The sequence below is a fragment of the Bacillus sp. TE9106W genome, assembly GCF_054062215.1.
In genome coordinates this window covers 164173-183551 of the sequence record NZ_JBSSFA010000006.1, presented here as the reverse complement: position 1 = coordinate 183551, position 19379 = coordinate 164173, and the positions used below count along the sequence as shown (strand labels likewise).

Sequence of the window (19379 nt, the reverse complement as noted above, 5' to 3'; positions counted from 1 at the left end):
CTTTGTACACTCCTTTTATTAATCTGGCTTAACCTCTTCATTTTTTTCTATATCATCTTTCTTCTCATCTTCCGGATTAGTTTCTGTTATCGGTTTATCAGAAACCCTTTCTATGAAACGAAGTGAGACAACTTGATTATCAACAATAAGTTGCACATCGTTATTTTCAGCAAGTCGAACTGTTTCTACTTGACCAGTCACTTGCTTTCCATTATTGCTTACACCTCTAACGTACTTTCCTAAAAACTTCATCCCTCCATCAAGAGCTGTCGAATACATCGTTGATTGCAATTTATCTACTGCTTTTGTCATATTCTGTACTTGCTCCATAAGCGATAGCTGTGCTGTTTGGTTCATCATTTGGTTCATATCCATCGCATTAAACGGGTCTTGATGTTGAAAGCTTGCTAAGAAAAGTTTCAGGAAATCATCTTTATCCATAATACCCGGTGTTTTTTGAGTACTTGCTGATACTCCGTTTGCTTGTTGAGCTGTCGACTGTGCACCAGTAACAGATGCATTTTTTGTTTGTGCTCCTGCTTGTAACGGAATATGATTTGTACTCGTTGTATTTAATCCAACTGTTGGCACACTTTATTCCTCCAATAATCCCGCAAATTCTTTTGCATGTTGTTTTTCATGTTTCGGACTTGCTAATTTTTGTTTTTGTCTTTGCTCTTGTTCTCGCTGTTCTTTTCGATTCTCATCTTTATCTGAATAGCTAATTTGAATATTGATTTCTTTTTCTTTTAACTTCAGTCTCAATTCATCAAAAATGATTTCAACCCGTTTTTTCGCATCGTGTTTTTCCATTTCTACGTGAACATCAATTTGATCTCCATGCTTTTTCATAAACACTGTTAATGTACCGAGTTTTTCTGGATTTAACTGAAATAAAACACGTTCTTGTTTCACTACAAATTTTTGCAGTGCTTCTACTTGTGCTTCCATCTTCTTTCCTAAGTCAGGCAATGAAACTTTCTCAGCGCCACTATTAGATTTCCCTATTGAATCGGTACCCGTTGCTTTATTTAATAACTCCGCACCCGCAGAACTTGAATCGTTGAATACATCACCTTCTGGCAACTCTATCTTTACATCATCGCTCTCAGCTTTCGGAAGATCTCCATCTAATTCTTTGGACTCTTCTTGTTTCTTTGCAATATTACAAGTTTCTGTTTCTACCACTTTCAATACTTGCATCGTTTGCTCCGGCATCGTCACTTTATCTAATACCGTTTGCATTGTATCTTCTAAACATATAGCATTTTTGATATTCATATTGGAAAGAAGTTCTTGTAATTGTTGTAATTCTGCTGCGGGCAATTCATTAAGTTTTACATTTCCATATTCTTTATACAGCTCTTGTATTTTTTGTATGTATTGATATAACAATTCTGGCTGCACACGTAATTGCTCAATTGCAACCATTTGCTCAGATACAGCTAATAACAACTGTTCTGTCTCTTTTTTTTCTTCTTTCTTTACAATTGGCTCTTCTTTCGTTACTGATTGTTTAGAAAGAATATATTCTTTTTTTTCTTCTTTTGGTGCTTCTTCTCGTTTCATTTTCTCCGTTTTCGGCTGCTTTTTATTTTCCATTCTCATCGTACGATCGAATGAAGAATCTTCACTTTTTGATTGTACTTCTAGCCCTTTTTCTTTTTGCGGAGGTAAACTTTGTTGCACCGGTAATACAGACTGTATCACTATATTCACCTCATCCATTCATACACATTTTCAAATCAAGAAGCATTTTTTCTTCCTGCTTTTCTCGTACTTTTGCAAGCTTTTTACAATCTTCTTGATACATCTCATCAATGACACGTTCTTTTTCTTTTACTTGTTCTAAAAGGCTTTCATTTTTTTGAATAAAATCTTCCGTTTTTTTAATTTTCCGATTCCATTCTTCTATTCTTTCAGGTGAAAACGTATGTGACGAAAGCATACCAGCCATTATACGTTGCCCAGTTTGTACGACTTTACTACGCGATTTTACTACATATAAATCATATTCTTTTTTTTGTTCTATTTTTCTTTTTTCAGCTGTTAATTCATACACTTCTTTCAAAATCTGTTCTTTTTCTTGATTTATTTGCAACTTTATCGTGTCGTACTGCTGCTTATCCACCTGTTTTTATAGCCCCTTCCTATTATAACGCTCTCTTTTTCTATTATATAGTTTTTTTCCAAAAAAATCTGTGAAATATTAAAAAACAAAAAAATAAGACCTCTTGGGCAGAGGTCTTATACGATATGGTGCATCGCTTCAACAATATCATCAAATTGGAAACGATCAGATCGACCTTGTTTTAAAAACGTATTTATACCTTCTACTTTGTTTTTACATTCAAAAATATAAGCATTTTCTGCATTTTCTTGAATCGTCCCTAATTTAAAATACAATTCATTTTCTTTATAAACAGATAAGATTTTTCTCATTTCATTTGCAAGTTGCCAATGGTTAGATGACACAATTTCTTCCATAATCCTACTTACTGAATCTAGCACTGAAATGGCAGGGTAATGACTGAGCGTTGCAAGTTCACGCTTTAATACAATATGTCCATCTAAAATACCACGTGCTAAATCTGGTACAGGGCCGTTTAAATCATCCCCATCAACGAGTACGGTATATATACCTGTTATGGATCCCTTTTGTGTTTTCCCAGAGCGCTCTAATAGCTTCTTCATATAACTTTCCATTAAGAGTGTTTTACCACCAATCGGCAACTCTTTAACGGCAATATCCACACTTCTACGCGCGTCAGCAAAACGAGTAACAGAGTCCATCATAAGTAGTACGTTATTACCTTGATCACGGAAATATTCAGCAATAGATGTCGCAAGCTTCGCTGCACGAAGTTGCATTAGGTGACTTTCATCTGACGTCGCTACAACAACGACGCTTTTTCGCATTCCTTCTTCACCTAATTCTTTTCGAATAAAGTCTTTTACTTCTCGGCCACGTTCTCCTACTAAACTAATAACATTAATGTCAGCTTTTGCGTTTTTCGCAATCATTCCGAGTAAAGTAGATTTACCAACACCAGAACCTGCAAAGATACCAATTTTTTGACCGATGCCAATTGTTAACATGGAATCAATAGATTTGATTCCCGTTTCAAATACATCGGTAATTTCTTCACGTTCAAATGCATGAATAGGCGGGGCATCTAGTTTTATTTTTTGCAGTGGAATATTCTCTGCATCCTCATTTAGTACTTCGCCATTTGCACTTAACACTTTTCCGAGTAAATGATTGCCACGAGGTATAACAACATCTTCTGCAATTAGTGTAACTGAATCTCCGTAACATACTTTTTCTGTCTGTTCAAACGGGAGTAACATGTTGTTCTCTTTTTCAATCGCAATCACTTCACATAAAACATTATGTTCTCCAACGAAACAAACATCTCCAATTTTCGCCTTTGGCCCTTTCGCTACGAAAAACTGTTCTTGTACACTATGAACTTTACCGACTTTCGTATAAAACGGTGTTTCAATAAACGTATTCCATTTTTGGTTTTCATTCATTAATAGTCGATTCATACATTTTGCTCCTCAAATAGCTTCTCTTCTTCCCATTTCTGGCGAAGTTTCGCAAATATAGGTGCAAATTTAAATTCAAAGAACTCTTTCTCTTCTTCTAGAACAAATTCACCGAACTGTAAGGAGAAATCGTATTTCCATTCTACTAATTGTAGTAACCAATATTCTTTCGTATTTTCCTTCTCTTCTTGAATACGTTCAAATGTTTCTGGATGTACGGTAATGACTAGTTTTTCAAACGAAGTAGGCAATGTTTGAACGATGCCAGTTAAAATAGGTAACACATCAAGTAAGCGCGAATCTACTGCTTGATTTACAATTTTTTCTGCTAGTTGAAAAGATTGATCCCATAATAATTCCGTCCATTCGTACGCTGTTTCTTGTTGTTCTTTTTGAAACTGTATACGTGCGGATTCTATCTCTTTCATCTGCTGCTGTACATGTATTTGAAATTGTTCTTGATCATGTAATAACTGTTGACGCTCTCGTTCTAACATTTGTTGTTCTTGCCTTAGTTGATTCAGTTCAGTATGTAATGATTGTTGCTGTGCAAGAAGCTCTTCATGGTCCACCTGTATTTCTTCTTCTACTTGAACTGGTATTGGTTTTGGAAATTGTAATTCATACGTTTCTTCAGAAAAAGAAACAGAATTCTTCGGAATTCTGTTTTTAAATAAGGACATCATCTTCACCTCTTTGAACGATAATTCTTCCTTCCTTCTCTAGCTTTTTCACTGTGCCTGTAATCGTTTGCTGTGCCTTTTCAGCATCCGTCATCTTAAGCGGTCCTAAGCCATCTAATTCTTCTAGAATCATCTCTTTACGGTTTGAAGACATACATGTAAATAATTTCTCTTTAATTTCTTCTTTTGCAATTTTAAGTGCTTTCGCAATAACACCATTATCTGTAATTTCCTCTAATACACGACGAAGTGCGAGATCTTCAAGTCCCAGTAAGTCTTCAAATACAAACATGTTTTCTTTAATTCTCTCAGATAACTCATAATCCATTTCATCCAGCTTTTGAAAGACTGTTTTTTCAACACCTCGTGAAACGTTATTTAAAATGTTTACTATTGTTTTCAAACCATCTGTTTTATTAATTGCATTAAACGCCATATTATTTAATTTTGATTTTAATAAATCCCCAATTTGATTTATTAATTCACCATCTACTTGCTCTAGCTTCGCAATCCCCATTACCGTTTCTACTCGCTTATGATCTGGTAATCTCTCAATTAATTGAGAAGCAAGCTGCGGTTTAATATAAGAAGCGATAATCGCAATCGTTTGTGGCGATTCATCATTAAGTACAGTAAGAAGTGGTTCTAAATCTGTAAGTGAATTTAAGAATTCAAACGGATTATCTTTGTTATACCAAAGATCTTCTAATAATTTTTCTAGTTCGTCTTCTGGCATATTTTTAAATATGCGACGAATATATTCTTTATCTGGAGTCACTAGGTTTAATTCTTTTACATTTAATTCATACAAGAACTCCCCTAGTACATTTTCTAACGTTTCCGGTTTATATACACGAAACTTCGCGATTTCACGAAGTAATACTTCTTTTTCCTCAGCCGTCATATATTCAATGACTTTTGCTGCCACCCCTTCTTCTAATGTACGAATAAGGATGGCAGCTTTTTCTTTGGAGGAGATTTCATCTAACATCGTTGTTCCTCCCTTACTGTCCATTTAACCATTTTTTAATTACTTTTGCAGTTCCTTCTACATGTTCTTTCGTAGCATCCTGCACTTGTTCATCTAACGTCGGTTCTTTCGGTTCTTCTGGTTCTGGTTTTGGTTCTGGTACTATTTTCTCTTCAGGAATTTCCATAATACTTTCATTACTTGCAGCAATTTCCTCTTCTGCTAAGTATTCTTCATATTCCTCTTCTTCTTTCTTTCTCTTACGTCTTGCTAAGAAGAACCATACTAGACCACCAATCGCTAATAAACCAGCTGGAATTCCACCGAATAACCACCAGTTTATGCCGCTTTCTTCTGGTTCTTTCTCCTTCTCTTCTTTCGGCTGATCAAACTGAACAGTTACAACGTTAACTTGACCGTTTGTAAAGTTTCCATTCGGATCAGCTTGAAGCCCAGCAGCTGTGCCAATTGCTTCTTTGAAAGTAGTCATATCTATTTTTCGTTTTACTAACGTATCGTTGTCTACCCATACTACAACATTTGTTTTCGTTAATTCTGGGTGTTTCTTAATTGTTTCAACTGTTTTATCTATTTCATAGTTTTCAATTTTGTTACCATTTTTATTATCGTAGACGATTTTACCATTTTGATTATTGTTCGTACCATAGTTTGGTACTTCGCCGTTCGCTGTAATACCAGCGCCTTGCTTCGTCTCTGCACCTTCTTGTGCAGTAGAGCTTTCTTCTTGCTCTTGTTTACTACGAAGTACACCTTTATCACCATACTTTTCTGACTGACGTGTAACTTCGTCATAGTTTACAGATACTTTCGTATTCACTTTATATTCATTCGGTTTAAACATCGTCATTAACGTTGCATCAATATCTTGCTTTAATTTACCTTCAATTTGATGCTGCATCTCTACTTCTTTTTCATAAGAAGAGGAACTAGTAGAATGCGCTTCATCTGCCCCTTTTGAGATGACACCTTTTTTACTATCAATCACACTTACTTCTTCTGCTTTCACCCCAGGAACTGCTGCACTAATCATTTGCTGTATACCCGCAACTTGATCAGCAGTTAATAATTGTCCACGTTTTACCCCAACAGTAATCGCAGCTGTTCCTTTTGCTTTTTCTTCATCAAAAATTGTCTCTTTTTCAGGTAATGTAATTTGAACATTCGCCGTTTCAACTGTCGCAAAGTTTCTTACAATATCTTGCTCCAATTGCTTTTTCGTACCGACAATTTGCTTCATTTTTTTATCTTGCTCACTTGAACCGAGCGAGCTTTCTAATAAAATTTCCTCACCGCTTTTAGAATTAAACGGTAAGCCCATCCCATTCATTTCTTTTCGCACCCATGGAGCATCATTTTTTTGCACACGAATCGATCCATCGGCCGCTAACTGATAATCGACACCTAACTTTGATAATTCTGCTGTAATCTCTTGCTTATCTGCATCATTTAAATTTTGATATACAACAACATATTTATCTGGCAAGGTGAAGTATAAAAGTGCTCCTGTTACAATCGCTAAAAGCGCAGCACCGATTACTAACTTATGCCACGTTTTTAACGATTGGATAACATTTTTCATCTTTTCCATTTAAACACACCCGTCCACTTTCCTAAATTTGCATATTAATTAGTGACTTATAATTTTCAATAAGATTATCACGTACGAGAGCAGCCGTCTTCATTTGAGACTCAGCCTTCTTCTGCTGAATTAAAACGTCATGCGTTTCTCCTACCCCTTTAGTTAGTAAATCATATACTGCTGTTTGCGCATTGTTTTGTGTTTGATTCATATCTTCCAATAAATCGATAAACTTTTTCCCCTCAACTACTGATGTTTGAGAATTTTTTGGTGCACCAATTTGCTGAACCACACCAAATGGTTGCGTATTTAACATTGGTTGGATTTTCATATTACTATATTCCCCCTTATCCTCGGCCAATTTCTAAATCTTTATCAAGCATTTTTTTATTCGCATTTAATACACTTGTATTTGCTTCGTACATTTTTTGGGCAACCATTACATTCGTCATTTCAGCAGTCACATCAATATTTGGATAACGCACATATCCTTCTTCATTTGCATGCGGATGTGTTGGGTCATACACTAAGTTTTCAGTTTTATCTGCTTCAATACTTTTTATTTTTACTCCATTAGTAGGAGACCCATCTAACATATTTGCAAAACTATTGTTTGATTCTAGCACTACACTACGACGCTCATATAAATCTGCCCCCGGAGCCGCCGTTGTATTTGCATTTACAATATTATTTGAAGTAACTTCCATCCACTTTCTCGCTGTCGTTAGTCCTGAGCCACTTGCATTAATTGCCTGAAACATCGTTGTCTCTCCTTCTACTTTTAACGTCCGCGTGCCGCTTGGTTAATTGCATATTGTGTATTAATCGCGTTAATTGAAATACCATATAACTGATTTGCTTTCATTAAATCTAGCATTTCTGTCGTTACATCCACACTATTTCCATCTTTATTCGTTTGCATTGATTTTGTTTGAATCTTTGCATATGTATTTTTCGTATTTACTGTCGGTAAGTGCATTTCATTCGTTTGATATAAATCTGGATTGCTCTTTAAGTCTGCAGCATTGTTCTTATATAATGCACTACTTTTATTCATTTGCTCAGCAAATGTTACATCTTGTGCTTTATAGCCGGGTGTATTCGCATTTGCAATATTACTAGAAACAGTATTTCGTTTCGTCACTAAATAATTCATATAATGGCCTACATCACTCACTAAATCTGGCATATTCCACACCCTTTCTTTTTTAACTTAATGATCCACTGATGGAAGTTTCACTTCATTATTTATTTTCTTATATGTGTTTATTAAAATATTAACAATCATGTACCCTTACATATTTTATTCCATTTTTCCATTGTTGTCTTTAGAAAAATACAAAAATATAAAAAAGAATACAAAAAAACTGTATACACGCAATAATCTATGAAACATTTCAATCTATGATTTACAAACTAAAGTTCATTTTCACATTATTTAGATTACTACTATTTTTCATTACAGTCATAAAATGAAACCTCAATCAGCGGAAATCTTTATTTAAATAAAGGAATGGATCCCCTCTTAAAGGGGAATCCGTTTCTATACTCTACCACTAAAATTTACCGTAAAATGAATTAGCTTTCATGCGCCCATCATTTGTCATAATCATTTCTTCCAAAATCTTTTGCTTATCTCGAATATGCTGTGCCGCCTTAATAATGAATGGACTTACTTCTGCTGCAACTTGCGCACGCGTTTCCTCATCCAATGTCATCATCCAGCGATTTAACATTTCACTCTTCTCAGCAAACTCTTCATCTGACACTTGCAATTCACCGATTTCATTAAAACAGCCGACAAACGTCCGATAAATATCATTGTTCATTTTCAAGTGCTCCGCGGTAACCGTCTATTAAATCTTGTAACACTTTCACAATCGCATCAATGTCTTTTGCTTCACGTGTTACTTTCATTGTTTGAATTTGAATGCTAATCCAATCATATAAGCCATATAAACTATCATATAAATCCTTCGTAATTTCAGGATTTAATTGAAGCTTCAATTCTTCAAAAATACGTTCTAACTTTTCAAGAAGTGCATCTCCTTCTTGTAGTTTAAAAGCATGTAGCAGTTCTTCTAAATTACGAAACTCTACAATGCATCTCTCATAAATAAAAATTGTATTTTTAATCGGATTACTCGTCATAATATCATTTTGCATATAACGTTGCCATGCTTGCATACAATCACTTCCTTACCTTTCATTAATCATCACTTTTTTGTTTTGTCATTGCTTTAATTGTTTTTAATTGGCTATCTAGCGCCGCTAATGTACTCTCTAGTTTTTGATACTTCTTCACAATTTCATCTTGTTTTTGCAAGTTTTGCGTCTCAATATCTTTAATCTTTTTATCTAAATCACTTACACGTGAGTCAATGCTTTTTACTCTCTCTCCGACTACACCTTTATCACCAAATAACTTATCAAGTGGCTCTTCCATCATTTTTCCTAAACCGTTAGAACTAAAGAAAAATTGCTTCGCTGCATCCGGTTTTTCTTTTAACGCTTTCGTTAATGCTTCATCATTAACTTCCATCGTTCCATCTTGTTTTAATTGAATACCAAATGAGAATAAGTAATTACCATCTTGTGAAAAAGTTACAACATTGTTCATAGCTTGACGCACACTTTGCATAATAGCTTGGCCTTGGAACGCCCCGCCTTTTCCAGCAAAGATATCTACTGTAGAAATAGCTTTATTATAATCCGCAACCATTTTTTTAATAACATTTGCTGCGTCTGTTACGTTTGAGTCACTTACTGTGAATTTTAGATCTATCCCTTTTGCTTTTGGTTCTGTTGTTGTACCTGCATCTGGTGTTCCTTCTACTTTCGGCTCAGTTACTTTCAATAATTCAATTTTCACACCTGGAAGAGCTTCAACTGTATTGGTAGAACTTTTACCTTTAATACCATTAATCGTATATTCAGCATTTTGCGCTTCATTAATTACATTAACCGCTACGCCATCCTTACTAGCTAACCCTATATCTTGAAACAATGTAGATGTATTGTCCTTAAAATTAATTACTCCATCTTCTCCCTCTTTTTTTGAGGTCATGAAAATTTTATTCCCAAGTGTATAAGCTGATACGCCGTAATCTCCATCATTAATTTTATTAATTAAATCTTTATATGTCATATCAGATGTTACTTTTAATTCTTTACCACCTAGTTTTAATGTTTCATCTCTATTAAGCTTTGCATCTACATCAATTTCTTTAGAAGCTATTTGATGACGCTGCGCAAGCTGTGTAATCGTCATATTAAAAGTTCCAGCGATCGCGCCACCATCAGCTTTTACATTAATATAACCGTCTTGTGATGTTGTTACCTTTTTCTCATTTCCTTTAAAAGCCGCTAAGTTTTTAAAAGTTTGCGTAAAAGAGCTAAATTCTGATTTTAAACTTGTATATAATAGTTTATCTTGTGAAAGTTGGTTCTTTTCATTAGCATAAGGCGTCTTTCTCATTTCTAACGCTTGCATTTCTAATTCTACAAAGTTAGATGTATCGATCATATTATTTCCGAGGTTCCATATTTGTTGTCTACCACCGATACCCGTTAATGTTCCTGCCATAATTTCTCACTCCTTATAGATTACATGTAGTCTAAAATACTCGTTTTACTCATCGTACTAACCGCTTTAAGCGTAGCTTCATACGTTGCGTTTATATAAGCTAAATCAGAAATTGCTACCGCTAAGTCAACATCCTCAATTTCTTTACGGTTTTCTTGAAGCGCTAAATTTTGTTCACTTAAAATTGTTTTAAACGTCTCCATTGTATTCATTGTCGAACCAACTTCAGTTGTACGATTAATGATGCCGTCTAAATTTTTCTTATTCTCTCCTAATAACGGCTGTAATGCTTTTTGGTCACCCTTTTGCATCGCTTCACTCATCTGTTTTAACGTTTTTATAACAGGGGATAATAGTGCTTCGCCGTTACGAAATGCTTTTAATTCATAACCGTCATTTAGTTGCCAGTTCACATCATCTGGTCCACCTTGATACGTACCATCTTCTGTAAATGGTGGTTTTTCCGCACTATCACCACCAAAAATATAACGACCTTGCTCTTTCGTATTCGCTAAATATACGACCTGTTTTAAAATTTGATCTATCTCTGCACCGATTGCCTTCAATTCTTTTTCACTATTCGTTCCATTTAACGCTTGAACTGTTAATTGATCTGCTCTCGTTAAAGATTTAAAAACACCTTGTAAAGTATTTTCAGTTTGTGTTAATACATTTTTCGAATCCGCTAAATCTTTTTGCATTTGTTCAATATTCGCCAATGAATGTTGAATCGCAAATGATTTACTTGCTGCAAGTGGATCTTCACTCATAAAAAGGTTTTTCTTCCCTGAAGTTACTTGATTTCGGTGGTATTGTTGTTGCACATTCAAATCCATTAACTGATTCTTTGCCCAGCTTGCATTTTGAAATGTAGATACTCTCATTTCTATATCCTCCTTTATCTATTTCAAATTAATTTGAAGAAGAAACCAAAATTATTTCCGGCTCTACCCTTACCTAACTTATTCCTCTACCGCCCCGTATCTCTGGTCTCACACCAATAGGTCCTCTATTAGGCACTGACCGCTTCTACACTCCGCTAGCTCTCTCTTTAAACATAAAAGAAAACATCTTCGGTTTTGTCACTCATTCATCGTTATACAAAGGACGCTACACAAAGCAATTCATTCGCGAACCATGGCTGTTCCCTCTTCTAACTTATCCAGCAACCGCTCCATATCTCTGGTCTCACACCGATAGGTCCTCTATTAGGCACTGACCGCTTCTACACTCTGCTGGCACTCTCTTCAAACATAAAAGAAAAGGGTTTTGTTTTTATCTCTCATTATCTAATAATCGAAAATAGACTATCAAACACTTCATTCATCGTTGTAATAGCTTTAGAGTTTGCAACGAAATATTTTTGGAAGGCCATTAAATTAACCATCTCCTCTTCCATATTAACGCCTTCAACACCCATCTTTTCTTGCTGAATCCCCTCTAATAAATCCACATGAATTTTTTGATAAGCATTCACTGCACTTTTATCAGATGCAACACCAACTACGAATTGGTCTAATGCTTGTTTATAAGAAAGACCTTCTTTATAATTTCCATCTGTAATTGCTGCTAATTTATTTGCTGTTTCAGCTGATATTTTCATTTTCGAAACATCTTTTGCAAATTCAGGGTTTAATTTCATATCTTTCGCTTGATCTCCAACAAAGAACTCTTTCCCCATTACTGTGTTCACTTCATTCTTTACAGAACTCATTAGTTCTTCAAGGTTTTTCTTATAACTAGCAATCTTCGCTTTCGTATCGATCGCTGATTGGATTGCTCCACTCGTTAAAGGAATTTCCGAACCGTAAATTTCAGCAGTCATTGGTTCCTTTTCTTTATTTAATTGAAGCGGATATGTATCTTGTCCATTTACTGTTAAAACACCATTCATTCTAACACTCGCGATATTAGGATTCATAGATTCATAAGACACTTCTATATTTGCATACTTAGACATTTCTGTAATGATACGATCACGTTCATCCAAAAGTTGATTTGGCACTTGTGTACCTGCCTGTCCAATTTTTTTATTCGCTTCCGCTAAGCTGCCAGCAAGACGATTAAATTCATTGACATGCGCTTCAATATCTTCTGTCGTTTGTGCTTCTGCTGTATCTAAGCTTTTTGCCAAACGATTTACTTGACTTGTAAACTTTCCAGTTTCAGAAATTAATGTATCGTAATAATTTGGTTGTTCTGGATTTTTTGCAACTTCACGAAAAGCATTAAAGAAGCCATCCATTAAACTAGATAATGAATTTTTTCCTGTCGTTCCAACCATAGATTCTACACGTGATAAAGTCGAATTCATGTAGTTATAGTAAGAGAGTTGAGATAATTGATCATTAAACTGTTTCGTCTTCACTTCATCTGTAATGCGGTCAACGCCTAACGTTTGTACACCATAACCTATTTTTTGTTCTGGTGAATAGCCCTGACTTGCTCCAGCCGATCCGTAATTCACCATTTGACGCACATAACCAGGCGTATGAATGTTTGATAAATTTTGTTTCGTCGTTTGTAATCCCATTTGTGCCGCTAACAAACCCGATAGTGGTGTATTATAATCAGACAGTCTCATAATGTTTCACTTCCCCTTTACAATAGTTCGTTCATAAAGATTTGTGAATTATTGTTTCGCTCTAAATTATATTCAGAAACAGAATCCACAATACTTTCTGTAGTTTTTAATAGTACGTTTAAGTAATATTGATTTTTCAAAAGAATCATTTTTACATTCTCTTCTAATTCAGCTACATTTTTTTGTAATTCTTCCATTTTTTCAATTTCTTCGTTAGAAAAATGCGAAAATAATGCACTTACGCGAAACGGTTCAATTCCCTTTTCTTTACAAAACTGAATAACCATTTCTTCAAACGAGCTTGATAATCCTTTTAAACCATCTATGTACTGCAATTGCTCTACTTGCAATTTTTGAACTGCATTTACATTTTTATGTTTCAAATTCTCATATATTTGTTCTCCAAGCGTTTGAATGTTTTCATATGCTTTTTGAATAATAACGAGCTTTTCATATAATTGTATATACATATCGTTTCCTTCCCTTTTACAAGACTAAATTTACAATTAAACCGTGGATTTCTCCAATCTGATTTAACATTTCTAAATGTCCCGTTTTCGTATTAATTAAATTCATAACATCTTCTAACTCATTTAATCCCATTTCCGCCTGTTTCACAATCGTCATTTTCTGTGAATAGCCATAACGTGGATGACGCGACATGACATCTTTATATTGCAATACATTATCTACGTAAAAATTCAAAAATGATTTTACTGTATTTTTGTATTCCATTACATTATCAAGCGTTAATTCCATTTCAATTTTCTCTTTAATTTCTCCAATGTTATCGACAAATGCTTCCATTTGTTCTAGCAATTTATCTTTTTTCGGATCTGCATGCAAATTATCCGAAAATGCAAGTCCTGTTCTGACATTTGCTTCTTTCGGCATTTGAGTAGCAGGCGGTATATGCGATAAAATTGGATTATGCGAGATTGAACGCAGCATATATATCACCTATTTATTTTTTTATTTCTTCCTAAACTTAATCGTAAAATCCAGTTATTTATAATTATACTCTGAACACTAATATTTTGCAGTTATTTTTTATAAAAGATATGTTACAATTTAGCATGAGGTGGCACAAATCTATGAATATTTTTCTTTGTGGTTCAAATCAATTAACAGCATTAGATCAGGAAGAAATAAAAAAATTTTTAACTGACTATGCTCACAAACATAAAATTTACATATTATGTTATAAATCTATTGAAAATGAGATTCTTCGTTTTTTCATCGAAAACGAAAGACTCGCTCAAAATTTATGCCTTTACACGCTACAGCCGTTACAAGCATTAACAGATGAATTTCAAGAGGTCGTTGATTACTTAAAAAAACACGGAGCCGAGTATGTCGCTTTTGATCATCCTTCCGACTCCATTTACCGATCAGATTATATGTTTTTTGTAAAACAAATAATCGAAGATACCGATTTAGTTCTCTGTTTTTATAATGGGGACAAACATACATCTGTCATTCCCGTTGACGTTGCAAAAGAAGCAGGAATTGATGCTGTTATTTATGATTTACCAGGTTTACATGAAAAACAGATGAAAAAAAACTTTGAACAAAAAATCCGTATGATGTAAAGGGGGAGGCACAATATCGTTATTGTGCCTATTATAAATATGATAATTGAACAAGATTATGATCATTTTATCGCGAGTTTTAAACAACAATTCAATATGGATATCGCTTCATATAAACAAGATAGAATGCGTCGTAGAATCGATGCTTTTATTTCGAGAAAGGGCTTTGAGAACTACACTAGTTTTCTAAGCAATTTACGTACCGATCAAAAGTTATTTTTAAGTTTTATTGACTATATTACAATTAATGTTTCAGAGTTTTTTAGAAATAAAGAACGTTGGCAAACGTTAGAGACGAAAGCACTACCAAAATTACTCGAACAAAATAACGGAAAATTAAAAGTATGGAGTGCCGCTTGCGCTGCCGGTGAAGAACCATATACACTCTCTTTAATTTTATCGAAGCACCTAGCTCCATATCGTTTTGAAATACAAGCAACAGATCTTGATTTTCACATTTTAGAAACTGCAAAACGCGGTCAATATACAGAACGTTCTTTAAAAGAATTACCTGCCGATTTAAAAGAGCGTCATTTCACAAAAGAGAATGATATATATTCATTACACCAAAACATTAAGCAAAACGTGACGTTCAAGCAGCATGACCTGTTAATGCAGTCATTCGATACAAATTACGATTTAATCATTTGTCGCAACGTAATGATATACTTTACTGAAGAAGCAAGGGTAAAACTTTATGAAAAGTTTAGTCGTGCTTTACGAAAAGGCGGCGTATTATTTGTTGGTAGTACTGAACAAATTTTAACACCTGAACGTTATAATCTTCAGCGCTTCGATACATTCTTCTACGAAAAAATATAAAAGAGGTCGTCACAATGTAAAGTGACGACCTTTTTATATAACTCGAATTAAAATAATAGCAACAATCCATACAAAGAGAAAAAGAAACGTCATAGACCATTTATGTTCTTGCATCGTATGTTTCAAAGCCTGTGATAATTGTGTCATATTCATTTCTGCAAGTGCTCTCCATACGCTTGTATCCCGCTCTTTAGCTGTGCGATCTGTAACGCTAATTAATATGGTTTCGTTAGACAATTTCGTTATATAAGCAGTAATAACCGTTACCATTAAATTTATATTTCCTTCTGAAGAATCACTTTCCACTCTAGAAAGGAGTGCACTTACATCTAATAATGGAATATGTACCTTTCTACCAAATGATAGTTGTACTTCAGCGAAATCATACGTTCCATCTAATAAAGGCAGTTCTTTTATATGCGCCTGTTTCACAAGCCCTTGTAAGCTTCTCATTACTTGTTCAAATATTTTATCTGTTTGCTTTCCTTCTCCAGATAACGTATGTAACTTTTTAAAGAGTTGTAATACTGTATCCATCTCTTTAGAAAGCATTTCCTTCATAACCTTTCCATCACCTAAACTCGCAAGTAAAATCCCTATTTCATTATTTTTCGAAATAATCTTAGACTGTCCAGTAAACACTAGATTACTATGCTTTCGTTCTTTCTGGATTTCATGTTCTGAAATAGCTGCAGGCTGTTTTAATGGTTGTAGCGTCTTATTTTCAATTGTCGTACGTTTAATCTCCATCTAAGCGCCTCCACTACTATGAAATTATTAGCCCCATTCTTTATTACTTTTTAAAACTAAAAACAATACGAATAAACCTGACATAATAGCAAATACATTAGAAGCTTGTATTCCCTCGTCACTTTTAGCTTCTTTCTTATCTGCTGGCTCTTCTTTTTTCTCTTTCTTTTTCGAAATGACTTGATTGTTATCTTTATCTTTTTGAGCCTTCGCTTTATTTACTTCCTTGTTGCCTGTGAGAGGCTCTTTTATAACATAAGTAATTCTTTCTTTCTCTTTCAATGGTTCTTTTATAAAATCGTTTACTTTCTCTTCTTTTTTCGGAATTTGAACAACTGGCGGTTTTTCTTCTGGAAGCGGGATTTCTACTTTCGTGTCTTCCTGCTTCTCAGTTTCTTTCTTATCTTCTAATTTATCTTCTAATTTATTTTCTAATTTATTTTCTAATTTATCTTCATTCTCTCGTTCTTCTATCTTTTTATCCTCTTCTGTTTTTTGCTCCAAAACAGAAACGACATACTCACTTGCTTCAATCAATTTATTTCCAGCCGCGTCTACTACCTCTACAAATAGTTCGTATGTCCCATTTGGCAACGCATCCGTTATTTCAAATACCTTTTGCCAATCCATATCGCGCTTATTGTAATCTAATAAAAATGTAATCTCTTTATTTTCTTTTCCTTTTAATGTAACACGAACTTCTTTCACGGCTGATTCTACGTCTGTTGCCTTCACTCGTACACGTATAGAATCGCCTTGTTTTCGTTCGATTACGTTCTCCTTCGCCTCGTCAATCGTAACCTTATGCAACTTCGGCATCTCTTTATCTATTGTTGGCATTTCATTATTTATACGAATAAAAGGGACTTTCACTTCATTTTCTAAGAGCTCTTCTTTCTCATTTTCTTTGTAATTTTGAATGAGCTGAAGGTTCCAATCACCTTGCAAATCAAAAGTCTCGACCTTGTAGTTAGCAATCCATCGCTTCGTTTCCTCTTCATACTTAAACGATAGCATTCTTTCTTGTTCATACTGATCGCCGTTTTTTGGCAAGCGCAAAATACCTTTTATACTTTGAACATTTTTCTCTTTCGGCTCTACAATAACCAGCACTTCTTCGCCAACTTTTAATTCCGGCTTATTTACTGTAATAACCCCTTGATCCGTCTCTATCTTCTTTTCGGTTTCTTGTTCATTTTTTGCTTCTTGTTGTTCCTCTTTATCTTGCTTCATTTCCACTTGTTCTGGCTGTTCTTGAACTTCCTTATTCTCTTCTTCCACATTCACTTCATTTATATTTTGTTCTGGCACATTTTGCTCTTCCGCCTTACTTTGTAGCGGGAAGAGCAAGCACACATGTATGCATAACCAGCTCATTAGAAAAAACTTTACGTTTTTCATCTACTAGCTCAAACTCCTATTTCAACGACTTATAGCGATTTCGTCACTTTTACTCCGAAAAATCCATCTACATTTACAAGTTCACCATACGCCACCAATACATCATTTACATAAATACGAATTGGCTCGTCAATATCTTCATCTAGTACAACCGCTTCATTCTCTTGTAAACTTAAAATATCTTGAATGGTTTTCACTGTGCTTCCAAATACAAATTTCACGTTCATTTCTACATTTTGTAGGATGGATGTGTCCATGTATACTGGTTCCATTTGTTTTACTTCTTTAAATTCAATAGGTTGCGCAACAGGTTCTACAACTTTTTCTTCTTCAATTTCTTCCGTAACAATCTCTTCTTCCACCATTGGATATAGAAGTCTTCTTACCATTTCTTTCGCTTCTGAAATCGGTAAAATTTGATACATTTTTGATTGAAGCAGGTCGCCAATTTCAAGGTTGAACGTAATTTGAACGAGTTCGTCCACTTCCATTGACTCTCCCAAATATTCCATTTCTTCTTTTAAAGTTACAAATTTAACATTTGGTGGCGTCATGTCCATTTTTTCTTGAAACATTTCTGACATCGCCGTTGCAGCATGCCCCATCATTTGGTTCATGATTTCTTTAATACCGCTCAGTTCTAATTCACTAAGTTCTTTCTCTGGATCCACTTCCCCTGTCCCCATCATCATTAAATCTACCATTGTTAAAGCGACATCTTTCGTAAATACGAATACATTCTCATTCTTTAGTCCTTCAACAAAATCAACATTTAAAATAACAAACGGGACTGGTACTCCATCATAATGACGAACATTGATTGCTTCTACATTTGGTGTACTAATTGAAACTGGCTGATTTAAAAGCGTTGACAATACTGTTGAAGCGGAACCAATTGAAATATTTGCAATTTCACCAAGGACATCTTTCTCTTCTTGCGTTAAATGCTCTTTTTCAACTGGTTCTTCTACAATCTCAGTTTCCACTACTTCTGCTGGCTCGTCTTGCTCTTCTACTTCACCAGATAATTGCATTAATTTATTTATCATTTGTTTCGCATGTTCAATTGAAACAATTTGCACAAGTTTAGAGTTTACAAGATTATCTATCTTTAAATCAAACGATACTTTAACAATCGTTTGATTTCCATCGATTTCCGAGATTTTCTCCATTTCTTCCGATAGCTTTACAACTTTAATTGTCGGCGGAGACATATCTACTGTATCTTGGAAGAATTCAGACATAGATGTAGCTGCGAACCCCATCATTTGATTCATCGCTTCTTGTACAGCACTTAGCTCTAATTCACCAAGTTCTTTTCCGTCCTCCACCTCACCTGTTCCCATCATCATTAAATCAGCAATGGATAATGCAACATCTTGCTTAAGGACAAGAAGGTTTTCCATATCTAATCCTTTTGTAAAATGAATGTTTAGTACAACGTGTGGAACTTCGACGTCGCTTGAATCATATAAATCTACCAATTCGATGCGAGGAGCAGTAATGCTTACTTGCCTATTTAAGATTGTTGATAATACAGTCGAAGCTGAACCAAATGATATATTTGCAATTTCGCCAAGAATATCGCATTCTTGAGGCGTTAAATGCTCATTTTCTTTTTCTAGCACAATTGTGCTCGTATCCCCTTTTGTGTGTTGCTCAGGCATTTCCTCTGCCTCCTCATTTCTGTTTTTCTATCAAATGATATAAACTCTCATTTTATTTTAACAAACTTATTATATAAAACGTTAATATGTATTTATTCCTATTTTCAGATTAGTAACGATTAACCAAAAAGCTCCCCAATTGTATACAAGTGGGGAGCTTTCCTTCATTCCT

Annotated in this window: 22 protein-coding genes; 2 read left to right on the top strand and 20 right to left on the bottom strand. The window is 34.6% G+C overall.

All coding sequences use genetic code 11. The features are described 5' to 3' along the window. Window positions 1-18 precede the first annotated feature (18 nt). The 17 genes from ACVWY7_RS13935 to ACVWY7_RS13855 all read right to left on the bottom strand — a co-directional run bounded on the left by ACVWY7_RS13935 (window position 19) and on the right by ACVWY7_RS13855 (window position 13926). Window positions 19-591 (bottom strand): flagellar hook assembly protein FlgD, encoded by a 573-nt coding sequence (locus ACVWY7_RS13935; RefSeq protein ID WP_001143481.1) that lies wholly within the window; start codon window positions 589-591, stop codon window positions 19-21. Window positions 592-594: 3 nt separating this feature from the next. Then, a complete protein-coding gene (locus tag ACVWY7_RS13930; RefSeq protein ID WP_139242227.1) occupies window positions 595-1710 on the bottom strand; it encodes a flagellar hook-length control protein FliK in 1116 nt (371 codons plus the stop codon). A 10-nt stretch (window positions 1711-1720) separates the two neighbouring features. Then, window positions 1721-2131, bottom strand: coding sequence for a hypothetical protein (locus ACVWY7_RS13925; RefSeq protein WP_000360869.1), 411 nt, complete (start codon window positions 2129-2131; stop codon window positions 1721-1723). A 116-nt stretch (window positions 2132-2247) separates the two neighbouring features. Then, complete coding sequence (gene fliI, locus ACVWY7_RS13920) at window positions 2248-3552, bottom strand: flagellar protein export ATPase FliI (protein ID WP_001080947.1); 1305 nt, start codon at window positions 3550-3552, stop codon at window positions 2248-2250. Next, complete coding sequence (locus tag ACVWY7_RS13915) at window positions 3549-4235, bottom strand: FliH/SctL family protein (protein ID WP_000051723.1); 687 nt, start codon at window positions 4233-4235, stop codon at window positions 3549-3551. Before ACVWY7_RS13915 ends, fliI begins: the two co-directional genes overlap by 4 nt. Beyond that, window positions 4222-5226: a flagellar motor switch protein FliG gene (locus ACVWY7_RS13910; protein WP_000883362.1), complete on the bottom strand. Its 1005-nt coding sequence runs from the start codon at window positions 5224-5226 to the stop codon at window positions 4222-4224. Before ACVWY7_RS13910 ends, ACVWY7_RS13915 begins: the two co-directional genes overlap by 14 nt. A 13-nt stretch (window positions 5227-5239) precedes the next feature. Continuing rightward, window positions 5240-6814, bottom strand: coding sequence for a flagellar M-ring protein FliF C-terminal domain-containing protein (locus ACVWY7_RS13905; RefSeq protein WP_073522696.1), 1575 nt, complete (start codon window positions 6812-6814; stop codon window positions 5240-5242). A gap of 22 nt (window positions 6815-6836) precedes the next feature. Further along, window positions 6837-7136, bottom strand: a complete 300-nt coding sequence (fliE, locus tag ACVWY7_RS13900; protein WP_000701686.1) for a flagellar hook-basal body complex protein FliE — start codon at window positions 7134-7136, stop codon at window positions 6837-6839. 16 nt (window positions 7137-7152) lie between these two features. Beyond that, window positions 7153-7566, bottom strand: coding sequence for a flagellar basal body rod protein FlgC (gene flgC / locus ACVWY7_RS13895; RefSeq protein WP_000484673.1), 414 nt, complete (start codon window positions 7564-7566; stop codon window positions 7153-7155). Between the two features lie 20 nt (window positions 7567-7586). Continuing rightward, a complete protein-coding gene (gene flgB, locus ACVWY7_RS13890) occupies window positions 7587-7994 on the bottom strand; it encodes a flagellar basal body rod protein FlgB (protein WP_001113099.1) in 408 nt (135 codons plus the stop codon). A gap of 367 nt (window positions 7995-8361) precedes the next feature. After that, window positions 8362-8634 carry a hypothetical protein gene (locus tag ACVWY7_RS13885; protein WP_001058076.1) on the bottom strand — a complete coding sequence of 91 codons (273 nt, stop codon included), beginning with the start codon at window positions 8632-8634 and terminating at the stop codon, window positions 8362-8364. After that, window positions 8624-8992 carry a flagellar export chaperone FliS gene (locus ACVWY7_RS13880; protein ID WP_001149509.1) on the bottom strand — a complete coding sequence of 123 codons (369 nt, stop codon included), beginning with the start codon at window positions 8990-8992 and terminating at the stop codon, window positions 8624-8626. The genes ACVWY7_RS13885 and ACVWY7_RS13880 overlap by 11 nt, the downstream gene beginning before the upstream one ends. Before the next feature lie 22 nt (window positions 8993-9014). Then, window positions 9015-10391 carry a flagellar hook-associated protein 2 gene (locus tag ACVWY7_RS13875; protein ID WP_073522695.1) on the bottom strand — a complete coding sequence of 459 codons (1377 nt, stop codon included), beginning with the start codon at window positions 10389-10391 and terminating at the stop codon, window positions 9015-9017. 20 nt (window positions 10392-10411) lie between these two features. Next, window positions 10412-11275, bottom strand: a complete 864-nt coding sequence (locus ACVWY7_RS13870; RefSeq protein WP_001266424.1) for a flagellar hook-associated protein 3 — start codon at window positions 11273-11275, stop codon at window positions 10412-10414. 401 nt (window positions 11276-11676) lie between these two features. Then, window positions 11677-12975 carry a flagellar hook-associated protein FlgK gene (gene flgK / locus ACVWY7_RS13865; RefSeq protein ID WP_001239681.1) on the bottom strand — a complete coding sequence of 433 codons (1299 nt, stop codon included), beginning with the start codon at window positions 12973-12975 and terminating at the stop codon, window positions 11677-11679. Between the two features lie 17 nt (window positions 12976-12992). Beyond that, window positions 12993-13445, bottom strand: coding sequence for a hypothetical protein (locus ACVWY7_RS13860; RefSeq protein WP_000275896.1), 453 nt, complete (start codon window positions 13443-13445; stop codon window positions 12993-12995). Between the two features lie 16 nt (window positions 13446-13461). Continuing rightward, a complete protein-coding gene (locus ACVWY7_RS13855; RefSeq protein WP_000946323.1) occupies window positions 13462-13926 on the bottom strand; it encodes a YaaR family protein in 465 nt (154 codons plus the stop codon). Between the two features lie 143 nt (window positions 13927-14069). Between ACVWY7_RS13855 and ACVWY7_RS13850 the strand changes: the two genes are divergently transcribed. Both ACVWY7_RS13850 and cheR read left to right on the top strand, forming a co-directional pair. Next, window positions 14070-14567, top strand: a complete 498-nt coding sequence (locus ACVWY7_RS13850) for a hypothetical protein (protein WP_001020094.1) — start codon at window positions 14070-14072, stop codon at window positions 14565-14567. A 39-nt stretch (window positions 14568-14606) separates the two neighbouring features. Then, window positions 14607-15389 carry a protein-glutamate O-methyltransferase CheR gene (gene cheR, locus ACVWY7_RS13845; RefSeq protein ID WP_000582886.1) on the top strand — a complete coding sequence of 261 codons (783 nt, stop codon included), beginning with the start codon at window positions 14607-14609 and terminating at the stop codon, window positions 15387-15389. Window positions 15390-15422: 33 nt separating this feature from the next. On the opposite strand, the gene ACVWY7_RS13840 is transcribed toward cheR, so the two are convergent. The 3 genes from ACVWY7_RS13840 to ACVWY7_RS13830 are packed head-to-tail and all read right to left on the bottom strand — an operon-like array spanning window position 15423 to window position 19207. After that, on the bottom strand, window positions 15423-16139 hold the full coding sequence (locus ACVWY7_RS13840) for a hypothetical protein (protein ID WP_000403974.1): 717 nt from the start codon (window positions 16137-16139) through the stop codon (window positions 15423-15425). A 27-nt stretch (window positions 16140-16166) separates the two neighbouring features. Further along, complete coding sequence (locus ACVWY7_RS13835) at window positions 16167-17540, bottom strand: Ig-like domain-containing protein (protein ID WP_073522693.1); 1374 nt, start codon at window positions 17538-17540, stop codon at window positions 16167-16169. Between the two features lie 29 nt (window positions 17541-17569). Continuing rightward, window positions 17570-19207, bottom strand: a complete 1638-nt coding sequence (locus ACVWY7_RS13830) for a flagellar motor switch protein (protein WP_073522691.1) — start codon at window positions 19205-19207, stop codon at window positions 17570-17572. Window positions 19208-19379 lie beyond the last annotated feature (172 nt).

Excerpts from the sequence above, each read along its gene's own strand:
- fliI (WP_001080947.1), bottom strand. The coding sequence starts at position 3,552 with ATGAATCGACTATTAATGAATGAAAACCAAAAATGGAATACGTTTATT.
- ACVWY7_RS13915 (WP_000051723.1), bottom strand. The coding sequence starts at position 4,235 with ATGTCCTTATTTAAAAACAGAATTCCGAAGAATTCTGTTTCTTTTTCT.
- ACVWY7_RS13910 (WP_000883362.1), bottom strand. The coding sequence starts at position 5,226 with ATGTTAGATGAAATCTCCTCCAAAGAAAAAGCTGCCATCCTTATTCGT.
- ACVWY7_RS13905 (WP_073522696.1), bottom strand. The coding sequence starts at position 6,814 with ATGGAAAAGATGAAAAATGTTATCCAATCGTTAAAAACGTGGCATAAG.
- fliE (WP_000701686.1), bottom strand. The coding sequence starts at position 7,136 with ATGAAAATCCAACCAATGTTAAATACGCAACCATTTGGTGTGGTTCAG.
- flgC (WP_000484673.1), bottom strand. The coding sequence starts at position 7,566 with ATGTTTCAGGCAATTAATGCAAGTGGCTCAGGACTAACGACAGCGAGA.
- flgB (WP_001113099.1), bottom strand. The coding sequence starts at position 7,994 with ATGCCAGATTTAGTGAGTGATGTAGGCCATTATATGAATTATTTAGTG.
- ACVWY7_RS13885 (WP_001058076.1), bottom strand. The coding sequence starts at position 8,634 with ATGAACAATGATATTTATCGGACGTTTGTCGGCTGTTTTAATGAAATC.
- ACVWY7_RS13880 (WP_001149509.1), bottom strand. The coding sequence starts at position 8,992 with ATGCAAGCATGGCAACGTTATATGCAAAATGATATTATGACGAGTAAT.
- ACVWY7_RS13875 (WP_073522695.1), bottom strand. The coding sequence starts at position 10,391 with ATGGCAGGAACATTAACGGGTATCGGTGGTAGACAACAAATATGGAAC.
- ACVWY7_RS13870 (WP_001266424.1), bottom strand. The coding sequence starts at position 11,275 with ATGAGAGTATCTACATTTCAAAATGCAAGCTGGGCAAAGAATCAGTTA.
- flgK (WP_001239681.1), bottom strand. The coding sequence starts at position 12,975 with ATGAGACTGTCTGATTATAATACACCACTATCGGGTTTGTTAGCGGCA.
- ACVWY7_RS13860 (WP_000275896.1), bottom strand. The coding sequence starts at position 13,445 with ATGTATATACAATTATATGAAAAGCTCGTTATTATTCAAAAAGCATAT.
- ACVWY7_RS13855 (WP_000946323.1), bottom strand. The coding sequence starts at position 13,926 with ATGCTGCGTTCAATCTCGCATAATCCAATTTTATCGCATATACCGCCT.
- ACVWY7_RS13850 (WP_001020094.1), top strand. The coding sequence starts at position 14,070 with ATGAATATTTTTCTTTGTGGTTCAAATCAATTAACAGCATTAGATCAG.
- cheR (WP_000582886.1), top strand. The coding sequence starts at position 14,607 with ATGATAATTGAACAAGATTATGATCATTTTATCGCGAGTTTTAAACAA.
- ACVWY7_RS13840 (WP_000403974.1), bottom strand. The coding sequence starts at position 16,139 with ATGGAGATTAAACGTACGACAATTGAAAATAAGACGCTACAACCATTA.
- ACVWY7_RS13835 (WP_073522693.1), bottom strand. The coding sequence starts at position 17,540 with ATGAAAAACGTAAAGTTTTTTCTAATGAGCTGGTTATGCATACATGTG.
- ACVWY7_RS13830 (WP_073522691.1), bottom strand. The coding sequence starts at position 19,207 with ATGCCTGAGCAACACACAAAAGGGGATACGAGCACAATTGTGCTAGAA.